Source organism: Sorangium sp. So ce128 (assembly GCF_051525245.1).
GTDB classification, from domain to species: domain Bacteria; phylum Myxococcota_A; class Polyangia; order Polyangiales; family Polyangiaceae; genus Sorangium; species Sorangium cellulosum_B.
Window position 1 is genome coordinate 3,191,379 of sequence record NZ_CP150313.1, and the last position, 16,122, is coordinate 3,207,500.

General features: G+C 71.5%; 15 protein-coding genes. 8 read left to right on the forward strand and 7 right to left on the reverse strand.

Annotation, left to right across the window (positions count from 1 at the left end; genetic code table 11):
• Positions 1–57 precede the first annotated feature (57 nt).
• Together WME82_RS12480 and WME82_RS12485 are read left to right on the forward strand one after the other, a co-directional pair.
• Positions 58–972 (forward strand): helix-turn-helix domain-containing protein, encoded by a 915-nt coding sequence (locus tag WME82_RS12480; protein WP_437745675.1) that lies wholly within the window; start codon positions 58–60, stop codon positions 970–972.
• Between the two features lie 403 nt (positions 973–1,375).
• A complete protein-coding gene (locus tag WME82_RS12485; protein ID WP_438043021.1) occupies positions 1,376–1,777 on the forward strand; it encodes a YciI family protein in 402 nt (133 codons plus the stop codon).
• Between the two features lie 42 nt (positions 1,778–1,819).
• Here WME82_RS12485 and WME82_RS12490 read toward each other — a convergent pair whose 3' ends face one another.
• From WME82_RS12490 to WME82_RS12500, 3 genes are all read right to left on the reverse strand, one after another.
• Entirely contained in the window at positions 1,820–1,990 is a 171-nt protein-coding gene (locus tag WME82_RS12490; protein WP_438043022.1) for a hypothetical protein, read from the reverse strand.
• 255 nt (positions 1,991–2,245) lie between these two features.
• Positions 2,246–3,109, reverse strand: coding sequence for an NAD(P)-dependent oxidoreductase (locus tag WME82_RS12495; protein WP_438043023.1), 864 nt, complete (start codon positions 3,107–3,109; stop codon positions 2,246–2,248).
• Positions 3,106–3,303 carry a hypothetical protein gene (locus tag WME82_RS12500; RefSeq protein WP_438043024.1) on the reverse strand — a complete coding sequence of 66 codons (198 nt, stop codon included), beginning with the start codon at positions 3,301–3,303 and terminating at the stop codon, positions 3,106–3,108. The genes WME82_RS12495 and WME82_RS12500 overlap by 4 nt, the downstream gene beginning before the upstream one ends.
• Before the next feature lie 102 nt (positions 3,304–3,405).
• Between WME82_RS12500 and WME82_RS12505 the strand changes: the two genes are divergently transcribed.
• Positions 3,406–4,317: a LysR family transcriptional regulator gene (locus WME82_RS12505; protein WP_438043025.1), complete on the forward strand. Its 912-nt coding sequence runs from the start codon at positions 3,406–3,408 to the stop codon at positions 4,315–4,317.
• Positions 4,318–4,540: 223 nt separating this feature from the next.
• On the opposite strand, the gene WME82_RS12510 is transcribed toward WME82_RS12505, so the two are convergent.
• The gene (locus WME82_RS12510; RefSeq protein ID WP_438043026.1) at positions 4,541–5,404 is read right to left on the reverse strand and encodes a hypothetical protein; all 864 of its coding nucleotides are present in this window, start codon (positions 5,402–5,404) and stop codon (positions 4,541–4,543) included.
• A gap of 100 nt (positions 5,405–5,504) precedes the next feature.
• Here WME82_RS12510 and sigJ point away from each other — a divergent pair, with 100 nt between their 5' ends.
• Positions 5,505–6,386 carry an RNA polymerase sigma factor SigJ gene (sigJ, locus tag WME82_RS12515; protein WP_438043027.1) on the forward strand — a complete coding sequence of 294 codons (882 nt, stop codon included), beginning with the start codon at positions 5,505–5,507 and terminating at the stop codon, positions 6,384–6,386.
• A 330-nt stretch (positions 6,387–6,716) separates the two neighbouring features.
• Positions 6,717–7,856, forward strand: coding sequence for a glycoside hydrolase family 16 protein (locus WME82_RS12520; protein WP_438043028.1), 1,140 nt, complete (start codon positions 6,717–6,719; stop codon positions 7,854–7,856).
• 186 nt (positions 7,857–8,042) lie between these two features.
• Here the strand turns inward: WME82_RS12520 and WME82_RS12525 are convergent, their stop codons facing one another.
• Positions 8,043–8,498: a GNAT family N-acetyltransferase gene (locus WME82_RS12525; RefSeq protein ID WP_438043029.1), complete on the reverse strand. Its 456-nt coding sequence runs from the start codon at positions 8,496–8,498 to the stop codon at positions 8,043–8,045.
• Positions 8,499–8,868: 370 nt separating this feature from the next.
• On the opposite strand from WME82_RS12525, the gene WME82_RS12530 reads away from it, so the two are divergent.
• The 3 genes from WME82_RS12530 (at position 8,869) to WME82_RS12540 (ending at position 13,405) form a co-directional block, all read left to right on the forward strand.
• Positions 8,869–10,377, forward strand: coding sequence for an FAD-dependent monooxygenase (locus WME82_RS12530; RefSeq protein ID WP_438044883.1), 1,509 nt, complete (start codon positions 8,869–8,871; stop codon positions 10,375–10,377).
• A 459-nt stretch (positions 10,378–10,836) separates the two neighbouring features.
• On the forward strand, positions 10,837–12,306 hold the full coding sequence (locus WME82_RS12535; protein WP_438043030.1) for a glucuronyl esterase domain-containing protein: 1,470 nt from the start codon (positions 10,837–10,839) through the stop codon (positions 12,304–12,306).
• A gap of 19 nt (positions 12,307–12,325) precedes the next feature.
• Positions 12,326–13,405 (forward strand): hypothetical protein, encoded by a 1,080-nt coding sequence (locus WME82_RS12540; protein ID WP_438043031.1) that lies wholly within the window; start codon positions 12,326–12,328, stop codon positions 13,403–13,405.
• A gap of 68 nt (positions 13,406–13,473) precedes the next feature.
• Here WME82_RS12540 and WME82_RS12545 read toward each other — a convergent pair whose 3' ends face one another.
• Both WME82_RS12545 and WME82_RS12550 read right to left on the reverse strand, forming a co-directional pair.
• Positions 13,474–14,754 (reverse strand): sigma 54-interacting transcriptional regulator, encoded by a 1,281-nt coding sequence (locus tag WME82_RS12545; RefSeq protein ID WP_437745686.1) that lies wholly within the window; start codon positions 14,752–14,754, stop codon positions 13,474–13,476.
• 119 nt (positions 14,755–14,873) lie between these two features.
• Positions 14,874–15,887, reverse strand: coding sequence for a hypothetical protein (locus WME82_RS12550; protein WP_438043032.1), 1,014 nt, complete (start codon positions 15,885–15,887; stop codon positions 14,874–14,876).
• Between the last annotated feature and the right edge of the window lie 235 nt (positions 15,888–16,122).

The window sequence follows — 16,122 nt, forward strand, 5'->3', positions numbered from 1 at the left end:
GTCTCGATCCGCGAGCGAGCGCTGGACGAGCGGCCTCGGCGCGGGCAACCATGGGGCATGGCGGACGAGTTGGAGCGGCTGCTTCCCCGCGGCGTGGTGGTCTCCCGGCATCACGGCCATCCTGGCGCGCCCTGGCGCGCGGGCGCGGGTGATCCGCCGAGCCTCCACGTCGTCGTGCAGGGCGCCTTTCGCCTCTCGCAGGACGGCGTGTGCGCGCTGGAGCTCGACGCCGGCGACGTCGTGCTCCTCGGGTTCGGCCCGCGCGGCGCGGGGCCCCGCGAGCAGAGCCTCCGCTGCGTCGCGCCGCCGCCCGGGCGCGCTCCCGCCGAGGCGGAGCTGATCTCGGCGACCTACGCCGCCGCGCCCGGCGGGGCGCTCGCCTCGCTCGCGCCCGTGGTCCACCTGCCTGCCGGCGAGGTGCGGCGCGCGCCGGGGCTCTCTGCGGTCGTGGGCCTGCTGCGCGCCGCGCTCGCGGAGGCTTCCCCGGGGCAGGCCCAGCTGGCGCGCTCGCTCCTCGAGCCGCTGCTCGCCTATGCGCTGCACTGCCACGAGCATGCGCGCGAAGGGCGCGCGTCGCGCGCGCTCGACCGGCGCGGCGCGCGCGCCTTCGACCGTCGCGTCGCGCGCGTGCTGCGGCTCATGCAGGAGAAGCCGGCCGAGCGCTGGAGCGTCGAGGCGCTCGCGAAGGCGGCGGGCCTCTCCCGCGCCGCGCTGGCGCGCCGGTTCCTCGCCGAGCTGGGGGTCCCGCCGCTCCGCTACCTCGCCGAGCTCCGCATGCAGCGGGCGGCCGAGCTGCTCGCCGAGGGCGACGGCTCGCTGGCCGCCGTGGCGGCCGAGGTCGGGTACGACTCGGAGTTCGCGTTCAGCCGCGCGTTCAAGCGGCACACGGGCGAGGCGCCGGGCGCGTTCCGCCGGCGCAGCCGCTCCGAGGGGGCCGCGTTCCGCCTGCCGCCGGTCCGCGCGGCGGCGTGAGCGCTCCGCCTGGGCGGAGCGGGAGCCCGCAGGCTGGCCGGCTCGCCGCTCGAGGTGCGCCGCTGCGGCGAGGTGCCGTCGGCGCGCGAGCGCTGTCACGGACGAGCCGGATGCCTTCCCAGGCGGGCAGTATCCCATCGATGCGCGCCAGAGTGAGATGGCGAGCCCTGCGAGGACGGAAGCGCGGCGGCCGTGGAGCGACACGATGAGCACGGTACGGAGCCTTCGGCGTGGGGGGCTGTTCCGATGTGGGGACAGGCCTTCCTCTTCTCCACATCGTCTGCCAGCCGCCAGGAAATTCTTCGAGTATCGCGCTCCGCGATGTCGAGAACGCCGCCTGGGCTCCGACTCCTCTGTGAACGCGCGCCCGACGCGGGGCGCGCACGCTGAAAGGGAGCTGACGATGAAATACCTCCTGATGATGCACGTGCCGACCCGAGAGCCCTACAAGTTGATGAGCTGGCCGCGGAAGGACCTGCAAGCGCACCTCGCGTTCCTGAACAGCTTCAACCAGAAGCTCCGCGAGTCGGGCGAGCTCGTGGGGATCGAAGCGCTGACCGCGCCCGACCAGGCCAGGCTCGTGCGCGCCGGCGAGGACGGCAAGCCCATCACCGACGGCGTGTTCCCCGAGGCCAAGGAGTTCCTCGCCGGCTTCTGGGTGGTGGACGTCGGGAGCCCCGAGCGCGCCTACGAGCTCGCCGCGCAGGCGTCCGCCGCGCCCGGGCTCGGCGGCGAGCCGCTCAACATGGCCATCGAGGTGCGGCAGGTGATGAGCGGGAGCGAGCTCCCCAAAGAGCTCCTGTGAGCTCACCCTCGCTCGGCGCGCTGATCGGGCGGTTCCGCCGCTTCAGCGCGCGAGGGCGATCACCTGCTCGAGCTCCCAGTGATCGGCGGCGTGAGCTCCGTAGTGCACGTCGAGCAGCGCGCCGTCGGGGCCGACGAGGAAGTCGGCGGGCAGCTGGTCGTCCGCGAGGCGCCGATCGCCCTGCCACAGGTCCCCTTCGCGCTGCTGTGGCACGAGCGCTTCCAGGCCGATCCCGCGCACCGCTGGGCACGCGAGCGGGTCGCCGCGGCGATGCGTCGTCGCCTCGGGCTCGACGACGCGGCGGGGCGCGCCGCTCCCCGGTCGCGCCGCGCCCGGTGATCACGCGCGACGCGGCGGCCCTCTCGAGCGCGCGCCGATGATGCTGGAGCTCGTGCTGTCGCGGGGGCTCCACCTGCAGGTGAGGAGCAGCGATGGGCCTTGTCGGACACGGAGAGCTCGGCGCGAGGTTCACTCCTCGTCGTAGAGCTTGGCGACGGCCGTCAGGTTCTCGTCGCGGAGTCCGCCCGCGAGGCCGCGTTCGAACACCTCGCTCGCGCCCCGGCTTACCGGCAGCTTGGCGCCGGCGCGCTCCGCTGCCTCGAGCGCGTATCGCAGGTCCTTGGCGGCGAGCGACACCGGGAACATCGGCTCGAATCGACGAGCCAGCATCCCCGTCGCGGCGCTGCTGGCGGCGGGGCTCAGGACCGGGAGCCCCTCCAGCGCGTGCATCAGCGCCGCCGTATCGAGCCGCGCTCGCGCCGCGAACCCGAGGATCTCGGCGAGCGCCGCGACCTGGACGCCGAACAAGGTGTTCACGATGAGCTTCGCGTACGCTCCCGCGGGCGAGGCGCCGACGTGCTTTACCGCGCCGCCCATGCGACCGAGGATCGGACGGAGCGGCTCCAGCACCGCGGCGTCTCCGCCGACGAGGAAGATCAGGTGACCCCTCTCGGCATGTGGGCGAGAGCCGACGACGGGCGCGTCGATGAACTCGAGCCCAGCGTCCTTCGCGCGCCCGGCGAGCGTCGACACCCAACCTGGACTCAGCGTGCTGCACTTGACGATGACCGCTCCGCTGCGCATCCCGCGCAGAGCGCCGACGTCGTCGTCGAGCCACACGGAGCGCGACGCTTCGTCGTCCGTGACCATCGCGAAGACGGCATCGGCGTCTCTGGAGGCATCGGCCGGCGTTCGCGCGGCGAACGCGCCCAGCGACGGCGCCCACGACGGTACTCCCGAACGGCTCCAGACCTTCAGCTCGATGTCGTCGTTCACGAGGCAAGAGGCCATCCGCCCGCCCATCGCACCGAGGCCGAGGAACGCCACCCTCATGCGCTTGCACATAGGGTCCTCCGCCGCGCGCCCCTTTCGCTGGAACCGCAGGTCGTGATGTTCACCTCGTCGCCGACGGCGACGCCACCGGCCTCGAGCGTCGTGCTCCGCGCGAGGCCGGTGACCGTCATGCGCCGGACGCTGAGGTCGACGTAGGTGTGCGTGGGGTCGAGCTCGTCAACAGTGGTCGTCACGGATTGCCTCCTGGTAGGTCGCCATCATCGTCGGGCAGGAATGACTCATTCCAGGAGGGGACGAAATGTCGCATTCATGCTAGGAATTATTCCGAAAGGGGCATGATGGATCGACTTGAAGCGCTGCGGTTGTTCTCGCGACTCGCCGAGCGAGGCAGCTTTTCGGCCGCCGCCCGGGACCTCAAGATCAAGCAGTCGACCGCGAGCAAGTGGATCGCCGAGCTCGAGGCGCAGTTCGGCGCGAGCCTCGTCGAGCGCACGACGCGATCGGTTCGCGTCACGGAGGCCGGTCAGCGCCTGGTGGCCCGCGCACGGGAGCTGCTCGCGGCGTTCGACGAGCTGAGCGGCGAGCTCAACGAGAGCGACCGGGAGCCGCGCGGCCGTGTCCGCGTGAGCATCCCGGTCGTCTTTGGTCGGCTCTTCATCGCCCCTTCGGTCGGCGACTTCCTGAGACGCCACCCCGCGGTGAGCGCAGAGCTCGTGATGACCGACAGGTACGTGAGCCTCGTCGACGAGGGGTTCGACCTGGCGATTCGCGTCGGCGTCCCCGCTGACACCAGCGCCCGCGGGCGGAAGCTCGCCGACAGCTGTCGCGTGCTCGTCGCCGCGCCGTCGTACCTCAGAGCGCGCGGCCGCCCGAACGCCCCGAGCGACCTACGGACCCACGAGTGCCTCGTTCACGGCGAGGCGAACGCGCCGACCGTTTGGCGCTTTGGGAGGGAGCCTGGCAAAGGCGTCCCGGTCCCGGTCCGTGGTCGCTTCGCCGCCAACAACAGCGAGGCAGTGGCGCTCATGGCGCGACAGGGCCTCGGGGTGGCGCTGCTCGCCGACTGGCTCGTGCGCGACGATATCAAGCGCGGCCGACTCGTCCCGCTGCTCGAGGACTTCGTGACGCCGCCGGCTCCCGTCTTTGCGCTGAGCCCACCTGGACGGTTTTCATCGACGACGGTCCGCGCGCTGACCGAGCACCTCGCTGCAGGGCTCGCCGCGCGACTGGAGCGAAAAACGGGTTGAATCAGGGTGGCGCGCAGGGCCTCCATCTTCTTGGCGCTGCTCAAGCTGTCAGCGTCCTTCAGGCTCCCGACCAGCACGAACGCTTCTACGGCTGCCTCGCTGAAGGGTGGCAGCGGCGGAAATGCAGGAGGTGCGCTCCTCCGTGTGTTCGTCACGGGCCGCTTTCACTCCACGGCCTGCGGAGGGCTCGACGACGACGGCATGCCCCAGGCCGGATGAGCTCTTACTGGCGGACGCGCTCGCCGACGGTCAGGAGGACGCGGCAGCCGGCGCGCTCGCCGCTGCGGACCTCGAAGGCGTGGCCGCCTTCGCCGGCCAGGGCCCAGTGATGAAGCGTGAGCGGGCCGCAGCTCTGCGTCGGCGGGTCGAGCAACGCAGTGTTGCCGTGGACCGCGAAGGTCCAGGTGCAGCCGTCGCCGTCGGTGGCGGCAGCCGTGTGCGGCCCGGTGCGCTCGATCGCGATGCTGCCGAGCTGGGGCTCGTAGCTCGGCGGCAGCGGGTTGCCCTCGGCGTCGGCGCAAGCGACGGTGGCGACGTTGGTGCGGGTGACCGGATCGGGCGGCACGTAGGCCCACGAACCGACGAACGCGGCGGCGGGATCGTCGTCGGCATCGGGGTCGACCCAGGTGCGCTTGCCGGCGGCGAGCACGAAGTCGCAGTCGGCGCCGCCGGGGCGGTGGCTGATGGCGTCGACGATCTCGGCGGCGCCGGCGCCGTCGCGGGCCAGGGTCCAGCCGGTGATGGTGTAGCTCGAGCCGATGACCGGGTTATCGCAGGTCGCCTCCGCCGACGCGAAGCTCGCGTGCTCGTCGTCGGCCTCGCGGAAGCTCCACGAGCAGCCCTGATCGGTGCGGCCGGCGAGCGTCTGGTCGCCGTCACGGGACAGCACCAGGTGGCCGATCTGCGGGATGTCGAGCTCCACCGCCGGGGCGCCGCCCTGGGCCGGGCAGGACAGGTGAGCCAGGTTGGTGCCGCTGGCGCGGTCGGGCAGGTCGTAGTTCCAGGTGCCCTCGAAGCCCGAGGGCGACGAGGATCCGTTGCAGGCCGAGAGCAGCGGGACGAGAACGAACAGGAGGAGATTGCGCATGGTGGCCGGCAAGACCACGCAGCGGGTCGTCGTGTGACATCCGGGCCGATGTCACATCGGCGCCGGCCGCGCCGTCCATGATCGAGGCAAGCCAAGAACCATGAAACCCGACGTCGAGATCCACCGCAGCTTCCTGTTCGCGATCGCCTACCGCATGCTCGGCAGCGCGGCCGACGCCGAGGACGTGGTGCAGGAAGCCTACATCCGCTACCTGGCCGTGCCCGAGGCCGAGGTCGAGTCGCCGAAGGCCCTGCTCGGCACCATCGTCACGCGGCTGTCCCTCAACCTGCTGGACTCGGCGCGCCGCCGGCGCGAGACCTACGTCGGCAGCTGGCTGCCCGAGCCGATCTGGAGCGAGGCCGACGCGCTCGACGCCTCCTCCCCCTTGGCCCGCTGGCAGTCGGTGTCGATGGCGTTCCTGGTGCTGCTGGAACAGCTCTCGCCGCTCGAGCGCGCGGTCTTCGTCCTGCACGAGCTGTTCGACTACGACTACGCCGAGATCGGGCGGGTGGTCGAGCGCACGCCCGCTGCCTGCCGCCAGCTCGGGTTTCGTGCCCGCGAGCACCTCGAGCGGCAGCGGCCGCGGCTTCCGCCCACCCCCGAGGCGCACCGCGAGCTGGTCGCGCGCTTCGCCCGCAGCGTGGGCTCGGGCGACCTGCGCGGGCTGGTCGACCTGCTCGCCGAGGACGTCGTGCTCGACGCCGACGGCGGCGGGCGATTTCCCGGCGCCGTGCTGGCGCCGTTGCGCGGCCGCGAGGCGGTGGCGGGCTTCGTCGCCTCGACGCCGCGGCTCCCGGCCGGCCCCTTCGACGCGGCGATCGGCGACATCAACGGTGAGCCGGCGCTCGTCTTGCGCGCCCGCACGGACGCAGCGATCCGTGTCGTCATCACACTCGAGATCGACGGCGGCGTGGTGCGCGCGATCCGGGCGATGGCCAATCCCGACAAGCTGCGGTGGCTCAACGCCAGCCGCGATCCTTGAGCGGGTAGGAAGTCCAAGCGCCCGACCTCGCCCTGCCGCGTCACGCAGGACCACCTGGAGCAGCCCGTGCTCCTCGAGGCGGCCAGGGCGCGCGGCGTCGACGCGCGCTTCGAGCGCTGCGCGGAGATCGGCGCGGGCTCATGACCGGAAGGTCCGGGCTCGCGAGGCGCTGGACCATGCGGCACGCCTTCCCGTACTTCGTGGTCGGGTAGGGCTACGCCTCGGAGGCCGTGATCCTCGATCCGACCTCGCGAAGCGGGGGCGGAGCATCATCCTGGTCTCCTCGGAGCTGCCCGCGATGGGACGCTCGTCCCGAAAGGAACAGTCTCGATGAAAACGGATCGCGAAGGCCAGGGGATCGCTGCTTCGAACGGGGCGCCCCGCGGCGCGCGCTTCATCCACGCCGCGGGGGCGGCGCTCCTCGCGGTGCATGCGCTGGTGGGTTGCTCGAGCGAGCTCGACGTCCCTGCCGGCCATGGCGGCAGCGGCGCTGGCGGAGGGAGCGGCGGTGAGGGCGGCAGCGGCAAGGGCGGCGAGGGCGGCAGCGGCGAGGGCGGCGGCGCTGGCGGCGCTGGCGGCGAGGGCGGCGGCGCTGGCGGCGCTGGCGGCGAGGGCGGAGAGGGCGGCGGCGCTGGCGGAGAGGGCGGCGGCGGGGTCGTGGTGTCGGCCGAGTTCTTCGACGACTTCAGCTACAGCGGCATCGCCGACGATGGTCTCAAGAGCCGGTGGTGGGTACGGACGACCGACGGAGCGCCCGGGGTCGCCGGCGCACAATGGCTCTCGTCCAACGTGTCGTTCATCGAAGATCCCGATCTCGCCTCGAACAGGCTGCTGCGGCTCGAAGCGACCTCGCGCGGATCGGGAGCGAGCACCTCGCACGCGGAGATCCAGTCCAACGACGACAGGTTCCGCCTCGGGACCTACTCCGCCAGGGTGAGATTCCGCAACACGCCCCTGACCGGGACCCGGCACCTCGGCGACAAGCTGGTCGAGACGTTCTTCACGATCAGCCCATGGATCAACGACCCCGAGGCCGATCCCAACTACTCGGAGCAGGATTTCGAGTACATGCCCAACGGCGGGTGGGGGCAGGGCGATAACAGCACGCTGTGGCTGACCTCGTGGGAGACGGCCACGCTCGAGAATACGCAGTCGAACCAGGTCGCGGGGGACCAGTCGGGCTGGAAGAGGCTCCTCCTCCAGATCGACGCGTCCAGTATCCATTACTACGTCGACGGCGCGCGGCTCTGCACGCACGACGCCACGTACGTCCCCGAGACGGACCAGCACCTTGACTTCAACCTATGGTTCGACGAGCTCGCCGCTGGACAGACCGGCTCGCGGACGTACGCCGAGGACGTCGACTGGGTTTACTTCGCGAAGGACGTGCTCTTGTCGCAGGCCGAGGTGGACGCGCAGGTGGCCGGTTTCCGGGCGTCCTCGCTCGCCCTCGTGGACACCCTGCCCTAGCACCCCCGCTCAGGGCGAGGGATTGTTTTACTTTTCCTTCTCTGTATTCCATTCTTCCCGGCAAGGCACAGGCGGACCTGGACGCGGCGGCAGAGGGCGCCCTGTTGGGCCACACCGGAGCCACCCTCGGCGGCGAAACAGGCGGGCCGATATCGTGGACGCTCGGCCAGCGCGAGCGGCGGCGCGTCAACGAGACAGGTCGAGCTCGAAGAGCGGGAGCAGCCGGCCAGGGATGCTGGCAGAGCCCTTCTCGCCCACGCGTCGCGCGCCGCAGGCCTCGTAGAACCGCGCGGCGTTCGGATCGCCCTGGATCACGAGGACGCGGTACCCGCGTCGCCGCGCTTCGTCGCGCGCGTGCGCCAGGAGCGCGCGGCCATGACCGCGCCCGATCTCCTCCGGCTCGACGAAGAGGTGGCCGAGCTCCACCCGGGTCGGGCTCAGGGCCTCGAGCGTGTAGAACCCGAGCGCCTCGTCTCCGCGCACCAGGACGAAGGTCGGATGCCGCGCCACGTACGCCGGCGAGATCGAGAGCTCCGCGCGGCACGCCTCCATGAACTCGCGCGTGTAGCCCCAGTGCGCCTTGGAACGGAGGGCGAGCGCGCCGAGGAGCTCAGCCTCCTCGGGGCGAGCGGCCCGGATCACGGGGACCTCCGGCAGGCGAGCCGACCGGGCGCGCCGGGGACGGCGGCGCGCCGGTCTCCGCCGGGCGGCGTCTGCTGGCGCAAGGGCATGGCTCCGGTCCAAAGGCCTGAAAGAACGCACGCACGACGGCGTCGATGGCGCGCTCGTCCTCGCTGCGGGTCATGGCAGGCCGGCCTCCATCGAGGGGTCTCAGAGGATCACCAACGAACGTCGGACGAGCGCAAAAATTCGGCGCGCCGCCGTGCGCCGCGAGGCGCGCGCGCAGCGAGGAAACGAGCGAGCCTCCCGCCCATCTCCAGCCCCAGCGTATACCAGACATGGGGGCTTGCCGGAAGCCCCCAGGCATGCCGCACCATGCTGCATTATGAAGATGCCGAAGCACGCCGTGGTGATCGCGGGTGGAGGTCCGACGGGGCTCATGTTGGCGGCCGAGCTAGCGCTGGCGCGGATCGACGTCGCCGTCGTCGAGCGGCGCGAAAACCAGGACCTCGCCGGCTCGCGCGCTGGCGGTCTGCACGCACGCACGATCGAGGTCTTCGATCAGCGTGGCGTCGCGGAGCGCTTTCTCTCACAAGGGCAGGTGATGCAGGTCGCGGGATTCTCGTTCATCCCTCTCGACATCAGCGACTTCCCGGTTCGCCACAACCACGGGCTCGCGCTCCGCCAGAACCGGATCGAGCGCATCCTGGCCGACTGGGTCTCCGAGCTGCCGGTGAAGTTCTATCGCGGGCGTGACGTGACGGGGTTTGCGCAGGACGACACGGGCGTCGACGTCGAGCTGTCTGACGGCGCGACGCTACGAGCGAAGTACCTCGTCGGGTGCGACGGCGGTCGCAGCCTGGTCCGCAAGAAGGCGGGCATCGACTTCGCCGGATGGGACGCGTCGACGAGCTACCTGATCGCGGAGGTGGACATGGTGGACGAGCCCGCGTGGGGCGTCCGCCGCGGCGAAAAGGGCGTCAACGCGCTGGGTAAGCTGGAAGACGGAAAGCGTGTTGGCGTCGTGCTCGTGGAGCCGCACGTCGGCAAAGCCGACAAGCCGACGCTCCAGGACCTGCGCGATGCGCTCGTCGCGGTCTACGGCACCGACTTCGGTGTTCACAACCCGACCTGGCTATCCCGATTCAGCGACATGGCTCGGCAAGCGGCGTCCTACCGAGACCGGCGAGTCCTCCTGGCGGGCGACGCGGCGCACGTGCACGCGCCGGCAGGTGGACAGGGGCTCAACATCGGCGTCCAGGACGCCGTGAACCTGGGATGGAAGCTCGCCCAGGTGGTGAGCGGCACATCGCCCGACAGCCTGCTCGATACCTATCACGCCGAGCGGCACCCCATCGCTGCCCGCGTGCTGCGCCTTACCATGGCGCAAACCGCGCTCGGTCGCGGCGACGATCGAACGGAGGCCCTGCGCGAGACCGTGACCGAGCTGCTCAAGATCGACGAGCCTCGCAAGCGCTACGCCGCGATGATGTCTGGTCTTGACATTCGCTATGACCTCGGTGAAGGACACCCGCTGCTCGGACGTCGGATGCCCGATCTCGACCTGGTCACCGAGAGCGGACCGCTGCGCGTATTCACGCTGCTGCACGAGGCAAGACCGGTCTTGCTCAACCTCGGCGAGCCGGGTGCCTTCGACATCGCTCCCTGGGCCGCTCGTGTTCGGCTGCTCGAAGCTCGCCCCGCTGGTGTGTGGGAGCTCCCGGTGCTCGGCGCGGTACCTGCGCCGACTGCCGTCTTGATTCGACCCGACGGACACGTCGCGTGGGTCGGAGAAGGGACGGACCACGGCCTTCGCGACGCCCTCACCACCTGGTTCGGACCGCCCACCCAGCGGAGCGCCGCGGCACACCTGCTCTCCCGGCACACCGCCTCCGCGTAGGCGCTCAGCGGGGGAGGACGTGCCGTCGAGGGGCAAACAGGAAATCGGCTTCGGCCTGCTCCTGGCCCTGGCGTGGGCGAAGGGGACGATTACCAGCTGCGGCCGGACGGATCGAGGCCATCGAAAAGCACGCAAGAGCTCGTTCGGCGGCAGGCCGTCAAAGCAGCGCACCGGCTGCACGCCCGTGCGCATCTCGCAAGAATCGACATTTTGCAAGAGCCGAGAACAGTCCACCTGAGCGGTACGCGCGGCGCACGAACGTTACGAAAAGTAGCACAAAATCAGCTTGAAGACGACCGGCAAAGTGGGGAATAACTTCGGCGGCACTCGCGGGTCGGGCCCTCGTCCGCCATCCCATCGCCCGACCCCAGCGGGATCCTGTTTCACGACCCCTCACGAGGAGCGCTCAACATGCGTCTACGCACTGCACGTCCCACGATCTCTTTGGCTTTGTTCGCAGTGCTGCCTTGGGTGCTCGCCGCCTGCGGCAGCGAAGGCGGATCGGAGGATCCCAGCGGTTCAGGAGGAAGCCCTGCTGCCAGCACGGGGGGCGTCGGCGCCAGCGGCAGCGGCACCGGAGGGACGCCGACGGGCACGGGTGGACCGTCCTCTTCGAGCGGTACCCCGACCGGGACGGGCGGCGACGTGACGACGGGCGAAGCCAGCACCGGTGGCGGGGGCCCGGCCGGAACGGGCGGAGCGCCGGGAACCGGTGGTGCCGGGGGCAACGGCGACGGCGGCAACGCCGTGAGCGCCGAGTGGGGTGAGGTGGAGAACCCTGGAGCCGGGTGCACCGTCGGAGCGATGCCGAGCGTCGCTTCGCTCACGGCGAACTCGAAGCTGCCGGACCCCTTCAAGAAGATGGACGGCAGCCGCATCGCCAGCAAGAGCGAGTGGGCCTGCCGGCGCGAAGAGATCCTCCAGCAAGCCTACAAGTTCATCTACGGCGACAAGCCCGTCCCGGCAAAGGGCGCCGTGTCCGGCACCGTGAGCAACAGCAGGATCACGGTCGAGGTCAAGGATGGCGGCGGCACCGCCTCGTTCAACCTCACCGTGAACATGAACGGGGCGACTGCGCCCGCCCCGGCCATCATCGGCTACGGCGGCCTGAGCGGCATGCCGGTTCCGAGCGGCGTCGCGACGATCACCTTCACCGCGGTCGAGTCGCAAGGCACCAGCGGCGCGAAGAACGGGCCGTTCTACAGCGCGTACGGTTCGGACCATCCCGCGGGTTACCTCACGGCACAGGCCTGGCAGATCAGCCGCGTCCTCGACGTCCTGGAGCAGAACCCCGGCGTCATCGATCCGCGCCGGGTGGGTGTGACGGGTTGCTCACGCTGGGGCAAGGGTGCCTTCGTCGCCGGCGTGCTCGACAACCGCATCGCCTTGACCATCCCGGTGGAGTCGGGTCTCGGGGGCACGATCGGCCTGCGCCTCGTCGAGGTGCTCGATAGCTACAGCGGCTCCGAATGGCCCTATCATGGCATCAGCTACGTCCGCTGGCTTTCGGAGGTGGCGCTCGGTCAGTTCACCACGGGCAACAACGCTGGGGCCGACAACACGAACAAGCTGCCCGTCGACATGCACGAGATGATGGGCCTCATCGCTCCGCGCGGCCTCTACATCGTGGACAACCCGAGCACCATGTACAACGGGCTCGATCGGAACTCGGCGTGGGTCACCGCCAACGTCGGCAAGATGATCTTCGAGGCGCTCGGCGTCGGAGACCACATCGCCTACACGGGCGCAGGTGGGAGCCACTGCAGCTGGCGCTCGCAGTACACTGCATCCCTCAACGCCATGGTCGACAAGTTCCTGAAGGGCAACGCCGCCACGGCGACGGGCAATTTCGCTACGGACCTGCCCAACAAGCCCAACCACCTGGACCACATCGACTGGACACCGCCGACGCTCACCGGCGAGCTTTGATCCAGCGCAGAGGTAACGTATGAATCCTAGCTCGTTCCTCTCTCTCGGGGTCGCCCTGGCGCTGACGCTGGGCGCTTGCGGCCCTGGCCAAAACGATGACGCCACGGGCGGCACCGGAGGTGGTGGAGCCTCGGGCAGCGCGGCGGGCTCTGGCGGCCAGAGCCCCGCGGGAGGCGCCGGCGGCACGCCGCAAGAGACCAGCAGCGCCTCATCGGGCGGCGCCAGCGGCGGCGCGGGGCCGAGCAGCGGCGCGGGGCCGAGCGGCGGCACCTCCACCGGCGGTGGCCCCGGAGCGGCCACCAGCGGAGCGACGGGGGCGGGCGGCGCTCCGGGTGGCGACTGCACGCGCGAGCTCCTGGATGGCCTCCTGGACGACTACTTCGCCGCCCTCGCCGCCGGGGATCCTTCCAGCCTACCCCTGGCAGAAGGCGTGAAGTTCACCGAAAACGGCATGCAGGCCGAGATCGGCACGACGGCCTTCTGGAGGGACGCTGGCGAGGTGAAGCATTCGCAGCGTGCCCTGGATACCGAGGCGTGCAGCGCCGGCGCTCAGGCGGTGATTCCGGAAGGCGGGAGGGATCTTCCCGTCGCCCTCCGCATCAAGGTGGAAGGTTCGGAGATCACGGAGATCGAGACGATCGTCGTCCGCCCGGGCGATTACACGGCATCCTTCGCGGTCGCTTCGGATCCCGCCGCGATCATCGCCATCTCGGACGACATCGGCTGGCACGACGAGGTCCCGGAGGCCGAGCGGGCCACCCGGGAAGAGCTGACGAGCTGGATCGACAAGTACTTCCGCTCGTTCCCCTCCGGCGTCTGCGACGTCACGGGAGCCTGCAAGCGCCTGGAGAACGGGGGCGGCAACTTCTCTTGCCGCACCGGAGCATCCTGCAGCGCCAGCGATCCTGGGTCCGGCGGCACCTTCGTCCCGCGCGTCATCCTGGCCGACGAGGTGCGTGGCATCGCCATCGGTCTCACGATCTTCGACTTCATGACGGACGGGCATCTGGACATGCATATGATCAAGATGTCCGGCGGTCAGGTGCACGCCGTCCACGCCATCCTGCGCGACACGAACGGCGTGTCCGGCTGGGAGTGATGGCGACCTCCCTCGCCGCTCGCGTCGAACCGCCTGGCGGGATTTCCGACGCACCGAACCAGGCTTGATCACTCCCCTTGCTGCGTGCGCTTTCGGAAGCGCAGCAGCTTCCCGCGCGAGACGCCGAGCCGCTCCGCGGCCGACGTCACGTTGCCGCCGGCGGCCGCGAGGGCGGACTCGACGCGCTCCTGCGTGAGCGCGGTCTTCTGGTCGTCCGGCGCCTTCCCGAGCACCTCCTCGACCGGCCACAGCCGCAGCCCGGGCTCGTGATCGAGGCGGCGCACCTCCGCGAGGGCCGCGTCGAGCCCGCGCACGTTGCTCGGCCAGGGATCGAGCAGCAGCCGCTCCATGGCCTCGACCTCGACCGCTTCGGCCGGGAGCGCGACGCCCGCGCGCCGCGCGAGCTCGCCCGCCACGCTGAAGAGGTCCTCGCGCCGCTCGCGGAGCGCCGGCACGTGGATGCGCGCCATCGCGAGCCGCGCGAACAGGTCGCGCCGGAACGCCCCGCGCTCCACCATCTCCTCGAGGTCCCTGTGGGTCGCGGCGACGACCAGCACGTTCACGTGGACCGGCCGCTGCGCCCCGACCGGCAGCACCTCGCGGTTCTCCAGGAGCCGCAGCAGCTTCGCCTGGAGATCGGGATCCAGCTCGCCGATCTCGTCGAGGAACAGCGTCCCGCCGTCGTGGGCCACGACGATCCCGGGCGCTGCGCTGCGCGCGTCCGAGAACGCCCCCGCCACGTGGCCGAACATCTGGGACTCGAACACGCCGCGCGCGACGCCGGCCACGTTCACCGCCGCGAAAGGCGCTGCGCGCCCCAGGGCCGCCGCCGTGGCGCGCGCGACGAGCTCCTTGCCCACGCCCGTCTCCCCTTCGATGAGCACGTTGCCGGGGCGGCTCCGCGGCAGGCCCTCGAGGGGCTGCGCCACGGTGCGCAGGCCGTACGGCCCGACGAGCCCGCCGACGGGCGGCGCCGGATCGAGCGGGCCGAGGAGCTCCTCGCGGAAGACGAACAGGACGCGCCCGAGCCTCAGCACCGCCCCGTCGTCGAGCGGCGTGAGGTCGCGCGGCGCGAGCCTCGACCCGTTCACCCACGTGCCGTTGCGCGACCCGACGTCCGCGACGCGCAGCGCGCCGCCGGCGCGATCGATCCGCAGGTGCTTGCCTGACACCTCCGCGTCGGCGAGGCCGCGTTCGGCGAGCCAGGCGCGGCCGATGACGGTCCCGGAGTCGGGCAGCGCGAACGCCATGGGCCGCGGGAACGCGCACACAAGCGCTGGCCGCCGCCTCCCGGCCTCGGGCCGCACCGGGCTCCGGTGCTCGACGGTGCTCGACACGTCCTTGGCCATTCTCCTCGCAGGGTGCCATGCACCTCCGGAGCGTGGAAGCGCCGCGCTGGGGGGCGACGGTTGTGTCGTTCGCCCGGAGCTCCGCCGAGCTCCCCGCAGAGAAGCGCGGATTCAGCGCTTCAGAGAGACCGCCCGTCGAACCCGCACATCGGGTCGCCCGGGTTCGTGCACCTGGGCTGCTGGGGCCCCACCCCCACCTGCGGTCGCGGTCCGGACGCCGCAGGTCGGGCGAGCGCCTCCCGCAGGTGGGTGAGCGCGCCCTCGTAAGCGCGGAGCGCGCCCTCGTCGGCGCCGGGCGTCCTCGCGCGCGCCGCGGCGACCTCAGCCGCCGCCGTGGCCTCGGGCCGCCGCCGCTCCGCGGCCCATGCGGCGAGGTCGGCGTGGCGCCGATCGAGCGCCGCGACCCTCTCGAACGCGTCGAGCCGTGTCTGCAGCGCGTCGAGCGCGTCCCCGAACGCCCGCAGCCGGTTGTGGTCCAGCGCCCGCGGATCGAGGGCGCTCCGCGCCGCCTCCGCGGTCGCGGTTGCCTCCTCGGCGTCGCGGGCGAGGGGCCTGCCGCGCAGCGCCGCGTGGCGCCTGTCGAGGGCCGCGAGCTCGGCCGCCCTCGCGCTCTCGCGTTCGTCTGCCAGCGCCGCCTGTGCATCACGGAGCCGCTGGGCCTCTTGCTCCAGGCCTGCCACGTGCTGCGCGACCCCGTAGGTGGCCGCTGCGCCGCCGCACAGCGCCAGGCCGAGCGCGGCGGCGAGCGCGTGCGTCAGGCTGCGGCGCCGTCCCTCGGCGCGCGCGCGGGTGACGGCCAGCTCGTGCGCGCGCGCCGCGTTATCCGCCTCGAGGCGCGCCTTCGCCTCGGCCTCGATGCGTGCCACCTCGAGCGCCGCCCGCGCCCGCGCTTCCGCGCGCGCCTCCGCCTCGGCCTGCTCCCGCTCGCGCCGCGCCTGCGTCTCTGCCTCGGCCGCGGCCCGAGCCGCATCCGCGGCGCGCCGGCGCGCTTCCTCCTCGCGCTGCTCGCGGGCTTCCTTCTCGCGCGTTCTCGCGCGCTGGAGGTGCTCCTCCCGCACGCGCGCCTCCTCGAGCTTCGCGAGCTCCGCGAGGGAGAACGTGACGGACGTATCGGAGGTATCTCGGCTCATCATCGGCATCGGGGCTCCTCTCCGAGCGCCCCCGTAGCAGCCCGCGTGCCGACGATATCCAATGTAAATTCAGCAACTTAGGCCCACGATTCGGCCCGAGCGGGCGATCGCGATCGCGCCAGGCGCTACCGATCGCGATCGCGATCGCGCGACGTCTGCGCGCTCCAGGTGGACCCGCGACCACGGGGCGTCGCTGGGCCTCTTCACGGTCCGCGCGGCCGGCTCCCACGGTAGGCCC